Raw genomic sequence first — 10,406 nt, 5'->3', positions numbered from 1 at the left:
GGGCGGTCAGCGGCTGCGGGCGAGTGCGGCCCGGGCCGCGGGGGTCAGGGCGTCCCCGATCCGGTTGGCCAGCTCGGTCATCTCGTAGGAGACCTTGCCGACGTCGCACTCGGGTGCGGCGAGCACCAGCAGCGAGGCGCCGTCATTGAAGGCCATCGAGAACATGAACCCGCCTTCGAGCTGCGTGACGTTGGAGATCACCGCGCCGGCGTCGAAGAAGGCCGCCGCCCCCCGCAGCAGGCTGACCAGTCCGCTGCCCGTCGCGGCCAACTGGTCGGCGCGGTCCGGGGGCAGGTCACGGGTGGAGGCCACCATCAGGCCGTCGCTGGAGATGGCGATCGCATGGCTGACCTCGGTCGCCCGCGCGGCGAAGCTGTCCAGCAGCCAGCCGAGATCCTGTTGGTCGCTCACGTGCTCTCCTGTCGCGTCATGAGTTGCCGAGGTTGATCGGGGTGCGCCTCCGGTTCGCCACACCCCGCGCGTACGCGGCCATCGCCGTGGCCACCTGGGCCGGATCGCGGTACTCGGATCGTTGCTGCTGCTGGGGCACGGTCACCGCGCCGGGCACGAGGTGCCGTTGCGGCTCCCGTTTGGGCAGGCCGGCCGTGGTGGTCGTGGCGACCTCGGGGGTGTGTGCCTGGGCGGCGGTGTGCCAGGCGTCGTCGGCGGGACTGGACCACTCTCGGCCGTCGGCGCCGTCGGCGGCATCCGTCTGGAACCAGTGGTTGACCTGTTCGAAGATGAGCAACTCCTCGGTGGGCGCGTCACCCCGGTCCGGGGGAGGGGGAGGCCGTCGGAACACCGGCGCCGCCGGCAGGGACCGCTCGGCCGGTGGGCGTCCGGCGGTGGGCTCGGGACGCGGCTGGTACGGCGGCGGCGGGTTGGTCGTGCGCGCCGCCCGCCGCGAGAGGCGGCCGGGCGCGAGCAGGTACTCCTCCGGTGGCAGCGACCGGATGATCGCCGCGGGCAGCGTCGCCTCGGCGAGGGTGCCGCGTCGGGGGCCGCGTCGCAGTTGGACGGTGGCGCCGAGCCGGGACGCGAGCTGGCCCACGACGACCAGTCCCATCGCCCGTACGGCCGCCACGTCGATGGCCGGCGGGCTGGCCAGGAGTTCGTTGAGCTGCTGCATCCGCTGCCCGGACAAGCCCATGCCCTCGTCGCTGATCTGGACGATGACGCGGTCACCCAGGCTTCGACCGCTCACCCAGGTCTCGCTGCCGGGCGGCGAGTACGTCGTGGCGTTGTCCATGAGTTCGGCGAGCAGGTGCACGACCTCGTCGACGCTCTTCGCCGCCACGGCGACGTCTCCGTCGATCATGCCGAGCCGGATCCGCGCGTAGTGCTCGATCTGGGACAGCGCCGCCTGGAGCACCTGTTGCAGCGGGATGTCGCGCTGGCGTACGCGACCGACACCGACGCCGCCGAGCACGAGCAGGCTGGCGTTGATCCGTCCCATCCGGGTCGCCAGGCTGTCCAACGTGTAGAGCTGGTGGAGCCGGTCGGGATCGGTCTCGTCCCGTTCCACCAGGTCGACCTGGGCCAGTACGGCGTCGACGAGTCGCTGTTCGCGGCGGCTGAGGTGGATGAAGATGTCGGCGGTGTTGGCGCGCATGACGGCCTGCTCGGCGGCGGTCCGCACGGCGGCCTGGTGCACCGCGCTGAACGCCTGGCCCAGCTCGCCGATCTCGTCGTCGCTGGACGGTTCGAGGGCTTCGGAGGCCTGTTGGCGGGCGAGCCTGTGCGGGTCGACGGCGGCGCTGCCCGGTTGCTGGAGCTGGGCCACCACGGCGGGGAGTTGTTCGAACGCCACGGCGTTCGCCGCGTCCCGTAGTCGCCGCAGCCGCCGGGTGATCTGCCGGGCGACGGCCCAGGTCACCAGGGCGGTGAGGACCAGTGCCAGCAGGACACCGACCGCCTCGGCCACGGCCCGGCGGCGCTGGTCGCCGTGCGCGGCCCGAACGTCGGCGCCGACCGCGGTGTCGACCCGTGCGCGCAGGTCGGCCAGGCGAGCGGCACGCGCCTGGGTGGTGGACACCCAGCCGGCGGTCTCCAGTTGCAGTCGTGACCCCGGCTGCGCCCGCGACACCTCGTCCTGCATCCGTTGCAGGGCGAGCGCCTCCTTGCCGGTCCCGGCCTGCTCCCACCAGACGCTCCACTCGGGCGGGGCCAGGGCCAGGAAGGACAGGCTCGACTCGGTGTAGCTGGTCCGGGCCGCGGTGATGTCCTGCTGCATGGCGGGGGTGAGGCCGCCGCCCACCGCCGCGCGCAGCACGGCAACCTGCTGTTGACCGATCGCCTCGGCCGTCTTCGACAGGGCTGCCGAGGCGCGGATCCCGTCGGCGAGGGTGGCGTCGACCACGCCGTGCGAGATGTTCTCCCGGAAGCTGATCAGGTCGGCGATCGCGATCCGGTAGCTGAAGGTCATCGCGGACACCGAGGCGTGCGCCGCGGTGCGTACCTGGGTGCGCAGCGGGGCGAGACTGTCCAGGGCCGCGTCGACGCGGCGCAGGAGGGCGCGGTTGGCACCGACGTCGGCGGGCAGCCGGTCGCGCTGTGCGCGGTAGCGGGCGACGGCGTCGTCGGTGGCGGCCAACTCCACGCCGAAGGTGTCCTGCTGCTCCGGCGTGGGGTAGGTGAGCAGGGCGGCGGCGGCGATGCGTTCGCGTTGCAGCCGGTAGGCCAGGTCACCGGCCTCCGCGCCGACCTGTGCCAGGATCCGCAGGTCGCTGGCGCGCATGGTCTGGCGTGCGCTCTCGGTCAGCGCGAGACCGGCGAAGCCGATCACGGCGACGAGTGGTGCCGCGACGATGAGGCGCATCCGCCCGGAGATCTTCCAGCCGCGACGGCGCGTCGGGTAGGGTCTGGCCGCGTGGGACCGGGTGCTCGACGCCAAGATTGACTCCCACGACTCGTCGATGACGGTCTATCCGCACGTTGCCGAATGCAAGTCCCATTCGGCCGGACGCCGCGCTCGTAGACCAGACCTGGCCGTGGTACAAACTGCCCGTACCAGCATCTGTACCCAATGTCAGCGGCCGATGACACCGCGAGACCGATCCGGACGGTGCGGTCAGCGCTGGTCGTCGAGGGGGTCCACCCGTTGCTGTCGCCGCTGCGCGTCGTCCGGCTCGGGTGGGCCGTTGAGTACCTGACCGATCAGTTCACGCAGCTCGTCGATCGCGTCCACCACGGCGCCCGGGTCGCGCGCGTCGCGTCGAGCCCGCTGGCGCGGCACCGGCGGATCCCGCCGAAGTGGTTGCGGGGCGCGGGGGCCGCGGCGGCCGTCGGCCGCCAACTGCTCGGCAGCCACCTGTGGCCACAGCGCCGCGAGCCGGCCGCCGGTGCCGAGCACGTCGTCGCAGCGCAGCGCGAACTCGTGACTGCCGAACCGGCGACCCGACTCGACAGCTGCCACCGTCTCCCGGCTGAACCGCACCCGATCCGCCAGGGCCCGTTGGGTCAGGCCCCGCCGAACGCGGCAGTTGCGCAGCTCCCAGCGGAACCGCTCGCTGGCCGCAGAGGGAGCAGCGCTCGACGGGGACGTGTGCTCCATGCGCTCACCTTCGTGGCTACGGGGAATCAGCAGCGGACACCAGATCGAGATTCGCCGATGAGCTGAACATTCATAGGTGGCAATTCTTAACCCAGGATGCGATGGGTGTGAAGACGTTCACCGTCCTGAATCGTCGGGCATAGCGGAAAAGGTGCGTGGCGGGGCCGAGCTGCGCCGGGTGCGGTGGGCGACGCCGCCCGGCCCGCACTCACCCAGGGCGCCGGCGAGCCTGCCGGCGCACACCCACGTCACGCGGCGGCCGCTTCCGGGGTCGCCGCACCGCGCGTCGCCGGAACGTCGGCGGGTGCCACGATATCGATTACCGCGAGCAGCGTGTGGTGGGCGCGAAACGCGACATTGGGCTTGTACGAGCGCTGTTGCGCGGTCGCCAGGCGGAGTCCGGGAATGGCTTCGGTGAGTCTGGTGATGGCGATCTGGGCCTCCAGCCGCGCCAATCCCGCGCCAATGCAGAAATGCGGGCCGTGGCCGAACGACAGGTGATTGCCCACGTCCGCCCGGTCCGGAGCGAACTGGTCCGGGTGGGCGAAAACCGCGGGGTCACGATTCGCCGCCCCGATCAGCAGCAGACAGCGTGCCCCGGCGGGAATCGTCACCGTCCCCACGGTGACGTCGCGGCTTGTCACCCGCAGCCAGCCGTCGATGGCGGGCGCGAACCGCAGGGTCTCGGCCACGAACGCGGGAACAGCCCTCGGGTCGGCGGTGAGGTCCGACCAGTGCCGAGGACTCGACAGGGCCTGGTCGAGGGCGTGCGCGAGCAGGCCGGCGGTGGTCTCGTGGCCGGCGACCAGGAGGTTGAAGGCCAGGCTCGCCACCTCCGGCACGGTCAGCACGGCGTCGTCGCCGTCCCGGTAGGCCAGAGCCCGGCCAATGAAGTCGTCACCCGGGTGCCCACCGTCGACGCGCTGGCGGACCAGCTCCTCGCAGTAGTGCCAGAAGTCCAGCAGGCCCTGCGCCAGGCGTACCTGCTCGGCCGGGTCCGGTTGCCCCCAGACGAGAGCGATCTGACCGTCCGCCCAGCTCCGGATCCGTGCGACGTCCCCGTCGGGCACCCCCAGGATGTCCAGGACCACCAGCAGCGGTAGCTCGGTGGCGAGCTCCGGGATCAGGTCGACCCGCTCGCCCTGGCGGGCGGCGAGCCGGGAGACCAGCTGGTCGACCCTCCGTCGGACGATCGCGCCGTACTCGGTCTCGACCCGCTCGGCGGTGTTCGCGAAGGTCGCCCGCAGGGCCCGGCGGGTGCGGGGGTGCACCGGTGGGTCCGCGGCGGCCGTGGTGGGTGGCGCGCCGAGCTGCATGAGCACGCTCGTCGCCTCGGGGCACACCTGGTAGACCGGGGCGAGGGTGAGGGCGTTGGTGAACGTCGTGGCGTCGGCGAGGGCGCGCCGGACGTCGGCGTGCCTGCTGATCAACCAGAGGTCCAGATCCTCGGCGTGGTGCACCTCGCCGGGGTCGTCGAGGATTCGCCGCCACGTGCTTGCCGGATCGGTGAGATAAACTCCGGCGAACGGATTCAGCCGCATGGAACGCCTCCTGGTGAACGCGGCGATAAAACCGGCAGCGCCTCCATGTGGTGATCCGCGTCAGTCGGGCCGATAATGGCGCGCATCTGCCTCTGGCTCTTTACGGTGCGCTGAGTGACGGCGCAAGTCAAGATTGGCAGACATCTATTTATTGTCGGTCTGATTGCGTATTGCAATGGACCGCTGAGGTCGGCCGGATGCAAGTTGCGGCCCGGTCCTTGCCGCCGCTTTGCCGTTCTCCCTCCTGACCGGGGAAACGACCTCGGGGACGGCAGGTGACGCTCGCGTCCGGTCGCTGCCCGCGCGGGAAGGCCCGGACCCGCCACAGCGGCCCGCGCGTCGCGGGAGGCTCTCCGCCAGGCCGGAGCCTCCCGCGACGTCCTACCGCGACGTGGTGGCCGCCGGCGCGGTCAGGGTGCCCACGGGGTGGCGATGGCCCAGGTGCTGTCGGCGGCCCACCGCGTCGGTGTGTTGTACGCGTCGCCGCCGGTGCCGTTGCTGAGCCAGATCTCCGAGTCGTAGTGCCGCAGGTACCTGCCCCGGAAGTTGTACGACTCCAGCGACACGCCCGTGCCGGTCAGTCCGACGCGTGCGCACCAGGTGGCGTCGGCCCGCAGGAGCGCCGAGCCGTCGTCGGGTGAGTTGCGGACCCGGGAGTTCTGGTGGCGCAGGTACTGTCCGGGGAAGTTGACCGACTCGAACGAGTAGCAACCGGTGCCGGCCAGGCCGGCCCGGATGGTGTACGTGGCGTCGGCCTTCAGAAGGCTGGAGCTCGCGGCGTCGACCACCTCGGTGTAGGCCAGACTGTCCCGGTGCCGCAGGTAGCGGTTGGTGAAGCCGGGCGTGGTCACCTGCAACGACCGCCGGACGTTGACCGGCAGGGCGACCGGCGCCGAGCTGCCGACGGTCTTCGAGGCGTTGATCAGGGCGGTGTTGGCGGCGCGCACCCGCGCCTGATCCATCTTGATCACCTGCCGGTCGTAGGTGAGGAACCCGTTCAGCTCGCCCTCCAGATCGGTGATCTCGGTGTAGATCGACGCGCTGAGCCCCTTGCCGAGCATCAGGTTCTGACTGCCCTGCACCAGCCCCACGTACCGGTCGGTGAGGGCGCTCGAACTGGTCTGCCACTCGTAGGCGAAGAAGCCGCCGCTCGGGCTGTACTCGTGGCCCGGGGTGTGCAGGCCCAGGCCGCCGAACTCACCGAGCACGGCGATCCGGCTGCTCGACGGTACGGGGGAGTCCGGCCCGAGGTAGACGTGCCAGTCGTCGATGTCGCCGTTGGCGGGGTCGCCGAGGGACTGACAGCAGTTGTGGCCGCTGTGCGGGTTGACCAGCCGGGTCGGGTCCTGGTTCTTGATGTTCTGCGCGACCCGCCGGGTGTCGCCGAGGGATCGCTCGCCCCAGCCCTCGTTGTAGGGCGTGTACGCGATCACGGCGGGCGAGCTGCGGTGCTCGTCGACGATCTCGCGTGCCTCGGCCTCGAACTGCGCCTGCTGGACGTCGGTCGGGTCGATGTCCTGCGCGGTCAGCGACGGGATGTCCTGCCAGACCAGCAGGCCGAGGCGGTCCGCGTGGTAGAACCAGCGTTGCGGTTCGACCTTGATGTGCTTGCGCACCATGTTGAAGCCCAGGTCCTTGTGCTTCTGCAGGTCGAAGGCGAGGGCGGCGTCGGTCGGCGCCGTGTAGAGGCCGTCCGGCCAGAAGCCCTGGTCGAGGGTGCCGACCTGGAACACGAACTGGCCGTTGAGCTTGGGGCGTAGCACCCCGTTGACCAGGCCGGTGGTGATCTCCCTCATGCCGAAGTAGTGCGCCGTCCGGTCCACTGTGGCGTTTGCGGCGTTCCGCAGGCTGACTCGAAGGTGGTAGAGGAACGGGTCGTCGGGTGACCAGCGGCGCGCGTTCGGCACCGGGACGCTGAACTCGGTGAAGCCGCCGGTGGCCGTACCGACAACTGTGCTTCCGTTCAGCGCCTCGGCGAGCACGCGGTGGCCGCTCACGTCGCCCCGGGTGAAGACCCGGACCCGCAGGGTGTTGGTGGCGAGGTTCGGGTAGACGTCCACGCTGCTGATGGACGCGGTGGGCACCGGCTCCAGCCACACCGTCTGCCAGATGCCGGAGCTGGGGGTGTAGAAGATCCCGCTTGGCGTCTTGGTCTGCTTGCCGATGGCCGGCAGGCTGCCGTTCTGTCGGGTGTCGGTGGGATCCCAGACCTTGACGACGATCTCGTTAGTCCCGGCGGTGAGCTGGGGGGTGACGTCGAAGGTGAACGCGTCGTAGCCGCCGGTGTGCGCGCCGACCCGGACGCCGTTGACCCAGACGGTGCTCTGCCAGTCGACGGCGCCGAAGTGCAGCAGGGTCCGCCGACCCGACCAGTTCGCCGGGATGGTGACGGTGCGCCGGTAGAACAGGTAGTTGCGGTTGTCGTTGGCGGCTCGCTGGATGCCGGAGAGGGCACTCTCCACCGGGAAGGGCACGTTGACCCGCTCGGGCAGGTTGACACCGAACTGCGGGGCGTCGTCGGTGGCCGACTGGCGCAGCTGCCACTCGCCGTTGAGATTGAGCCAGTCCGGCCGGGTCATCTGGGGGCGCGGGTACTCGGGCAGTGGTGTGCCGACCAGGGCCTGGCTGGTCCAGGGTGTGGTCAGTGGCGGCGTCTTCGCCGGTGCGGCGTGCGCCGGCCGCCTCGGCGCGGCAAGTACGCCGACGACCAGGGCAAGGATGAGCAGCAGCAGTGGCAGGGCGGGGCGGATGGGGACCTGACGAGTCATGCCGTCTCCGGAGGGCGAGTCGCCGCGGGCGGTGCAGCCGGGCCCGAAGCGCGTGGGTGGTGGGCATCGGGTGGTCATTGACGAGGACGGGCGCCATCGACGGATGCCGGTGGGATCTCCATGCGCCGCCGCCGACGCGCGCATCGACATCCGCCATTGCGTCTGCCACGTTACAGGGCCGCGATGGGTCCACCGTCAACGCTTTTGCGCCGATCCGAGATCCATAGCCTCCGTGGTACGACCCAGAGAGGATGACCCCCTAGATCCATAGTTCTCAATATGATGACCGCTATCGCGAATAGGGTGCGCTCACGAGGCGTGCCATCCTGATGCGGAGGACTGCATGGTTCGCTGGCGTACCCTCACTGGCCTGTTGGCCACCGCGCTGGCCGCGGTGACCGCGGCCAGCCTCACTCTCACCGCGCCGGCCGCGGCGGCCGACAACCCCATGACGCCGAACGTCGTCGGCGGCACCCGCGCCGCTCAGGGTGAGTTCCCGTTCATGGTGCGGCTCTCGATGGGTTGCGGCGGGGCGCTGTACAGCCCCCGACTGGTGCTCACCGCGGCGCACTGCGTGGGGTCGACCGGCACCAACACCAGCATCACCGCGACGCTCGGGACGGTCGACCTCCAGTCGTCCAGCCGGATCACCGTCCGGTCCAACTACGTCTACCGCGCTCCCGGCTACAACGGCGCCGGCCGCGACTGGGCGCTGATCCGACTGGCCACCCCGGTCACCGGGCTGAGCACGCTGCCGATCGCCAGCACGACCGCCTACGACAGCGGCACCTTCACCGTCGCCGGGTGGGGCGCCGCACGGGAGGGCGGTGGCCAGCAGCGGTACCTGCTGAAGGCGAACGTGCCATTTGTCAGCGACTCCACCTGCAACGCCAACTACGGCGGCGACCTCATCCCCGCCCAGGAGATCTGCGCCGGGTACGCCGGCGGCGGCACGGACACCTGCCAGGGTGACTCGGGCGGCCCGATGTTCCGCCGTGACGCCTCCAACGCCTGGATCCAGGTCGGCATCGTGAGCTGGGGCAACGGCTGCGCCCGACCCAACTACCCGGGCGTCTACACCCAGGTGAGCTACTTCGCCTCGACGATCGCCTCCGCCGCGGCGAGCCTCGGCGGCTGACCGTACGACCGCTCGGGCGACCCGGACGACGACGTCCGGGTCGCCCGTCGTGCCGTCGGGGTGGGCGGCGAGTGGGCCACCCGACAGATTCGGCGGGCCGCGTGTGCGACACCGGCCGCGACGGCGATGATGGGCCGGTGAAGATCCTGTCCATCCAGTCGTCGGTCGCCTACGGTCACGTCGGCAACTCCGCTGCGGCCTTCCCCCTGCAACGCCTCGGGCACGAGGTCTGGCCGGTCCTGACCGTGCACTTCTCCAACCACACCGGGTACGGCGCGTGGCGTGGGCCGATGCTGCCGGCGGCAGATGTCGCCGAGGTGATCGCGGGCATCGCGGATCGCGGTGTGCTCGGCAGCGCCGACGCGGTGCTCTCCGGCTACCAGGGCGACCCGGCCATGGGCGCGGTGATCCTGGACGCGGTCGAGAAGGTCAAGGCCGCCAACCCGGCCGCGGTGTACTGCTGCGACCCGGTCATGGGCGACGTCGGACGGGGAATGTTCGTCCGTCCGGGCATCCCGGAGTACCTGCGGGACACCGTCGTACCGCGCGCGGACATCATCACCCCGAACCAGTTCGAGTTGGACTTCCTCGCCGGCCGGACGACGACCTCGCTGGCCGAGGTGCTCGACGCGGTCGACGTCGTGCGCGCGACCGGCCCCCGCCACGTCCTGGTGACCAGCGTGTTGCACAGCGACCTGCCGCCGGGCTCGCTGGAGGTGGTGGCCGTCTCGGACGAGGGCGCCTGGGCGGTGACCACCCCGCTGCTGCCGATCAACCCGAACGGCGGGGGCGACGTCACCGCGGCGTTGTACCTCGCGCACCTGTGCACGACCGGCTCGCCGGCGACGGCGCTGGAACGCACCATCGCCTCCGTCTACGCCGTGCTGGAGGCGACCCTCGCGGCGGGCACCCGGGAGATCCAGCTGATCGCCGCGCAGCACGTGATCGCCGATCCGCCGGCCCGGTTCACCGCCCGCCGGCTGCGCTGAGGCGGCGGGTCGGGAGACGCCAGCGGCGGCCCCGGGCCGCGACGATGGTCAGCGGGCCGGGACCGCGTCCCGAGCGACGTTCAGCGGCCCTCGGGTACGGCCATCTCGCCGAGCAGCGACCAGTCCTCCTGCGCCACGGTGGCGTTGACGATGCGCGGCGTCTCGGCCAGGTGCGGCGGCAGGGTCTCCTGCGCCGCACGGAAGTGGGCGGACTGCACGTGGGCGGCGCCGGCCTGGTCATCGCGGAACGCCTCGACCAGCACGTACTCGGTCGGGTCGTCCACGCTGCGGGACCAGTCGAACCACAGGCAGCCCGGCTCGGCGCGCGTCGCCTCGGTGAACTCGGCGGCGATCTGCGGCCACCGGTCGGCGTGCTCGGCCAGGACCCGGAACTTGGCGGTAATGAAGATCATGGGC

General features: G+C 71.2%; 8 protein-coding genes. 2 read left to right on the top strand and 6 right to left on the bottom strand.

What is annotated here, in order from left to right:
- Positions 1–6 precede the first annotated feature (6 nt).
- The 5 genes from AB0A90_RS01300 to AB0A90_RS01280 form a co-directional block, all read right to left on the bottom strand.
- Positions 7–411: a roadblock/LC7 domain-containing protein gene (locus AB0A90_RS01300; protein ID WP_357239714.1), complete on the bottom strand. Its 405-nt coding sequence runs from the start codon at positions 409–411 to the stop codon at positions 7–9.
- A 16-nt stretch (positions 412–427) separates the two neighbouring features.
- Positions 428–2,818, bottom strand: coding sequence for a nitrate- and nitrite sensing domain-containing protein (locus tag AB0A90_RS01295; protein WP_357239711.1), 2,391 nt, complete (start codon positions 2,816–2,818; stop codon positions 428–430).
- A 252-nt stretch (positions 2,819–3,070) separates the two neighbouring features.
- Positions 3,071–3,553: a helix-turn-helix transcriptional regulator gene (locus tag AB0A90_RS01290; protein ID WP_357239708.1), complete on the bottom strand. Its 483-nt coding sequence runs from the start codon at positions 3,551–3,553 to the stop codon at positions 3,071–3,073.
- 248 nt (positions 3,554–3,801) lie between these two features.
- On the bottom strand, positions 3,802–5,094 hold the full coding sequence (locus tag AB0A90_RS01285; RefSeq protein WP_357239705.1) for a cytochrome P450: 1,293 nt from the start codon (positions 5,092–5,094) through the stop codon (positions 3,802–3,804).
- Between the two features lie 410 nt (positions 5,095–5,504).
- Positions 5,505–7,862, bottom strand: a complete 2,358-nt coding sequence (locus tag AB0A90_RS01280; protein WP_357239702.1) for an AbfB domain-containing protein — start codon at positions 7,860–7,862, stop codon at positions 5,505–5,507.
- A 343-nt stretch (positions 7,863–8,205) separates the two neighbouring features.
- Between AB0A90_RS01280 and AB0A90_RS01275 the strand changes: the two genes are divergently transcribed.
- A complete protein-coding gene (locus AB0A90_RS01275) occupies positions 8,206–9,000 on the top strand; it encodes a serine protease (RefSeq protein ID WP_357239699.1) in 795 nt (264 codons plus the stop codon).
- 137 nt (positions 9,001–9,137) lie between these two features.
- Positions 9,138–9,989, top strand: a complete 852-nt coding sequence (gene pdxY, locus AB0A90_RS01270; protein ID WP_357239696.1) for a pyridoxal kinase PdxY — start codon at positions 9,138–9,140, stop codon at positions 9,987–9,989.
- A gap of 80 nt (positions 9,990–10,069) precedes the next feature.
- Here the strand turns inward: pdxY and AB0A90_RS01265 are convergent, their stop codons facing one another.
- Positions 10,070–10,402 carry a putative quinol monooxygenase gene (locus AB0A90_RS01265; protein ID WP_357239693.1) on the bottom strand — a complete coding sequence of 111 codons (333 nt, stop codon included), beginning with the start codon at positions 10,400–10,402 and terminating at the stop codon, positions 10,070–10,072.
- Between the last annotated feature and the right edge of the window lie 4 nt (positions 10,403–10,406).

Origin of the sequence: Micromonospora sp. NPDC049204, assembly GCF_040647935.1 — a bacterium.
GTDB lineage: Bacteria > Actinomycetota > Actinomycetes > Mycobacteriales > Micromonosporaceae > Micromonospora.
Note: the sequence above shows the minus strand (reverse complement) of the source record. Positions and strands in the feature narration are given on the sequence as shown.

Excerpts from the sequence above, each read along its gene's own strand:
- AB0A90_RS01285 (WP_357239705.1), bottom strand. The coding sequence starts at position 5,094 with ATGCGGCTGAATCCGTTCGCCGGAGTTTATCTCACCGATCCGGCAAGC.
- AB0A90_RS01290 (WP_357239708.1), bottom strand. The coding sequence starts at position 3,553 with ATGGAGCACACGTCCCCGTCGAGCGCTGCTCCCTCTGCGGCCAGCGAG.
- AB0A90_RS01280 (WP_357239702.1), bottom strand. The coding sequence starts at position 7,862 with ATGACTCGTCAGGTCCCCATCCGCCCCGCCCTGCCACTGCTGCTGCTC.
- AB0A90_RS01265 (WP_357239693.1), bottom strand. The coding sequence starts at position 10,402 with ATGATCTTCATTACCGCCAAGTTCCGGGTCCTGGCCGAGCACGCCGAC.
- AB0A90_RS01295 (WP_357239711.1), bottom strand. The coding sequence starts at position 2,818 with ATGCGCCTCATCGTCGCGGCACCACTCGTCGCCGTGATCGGCTTCGCC.
- AB0A90_RS01275 (WP_357239699.1), top strand. The coding sequence starts at position 8,206 with ATGGTTCGCTGGCGTACCCTCACTGGCCTGTTGGCCACCGCGCTGGCC.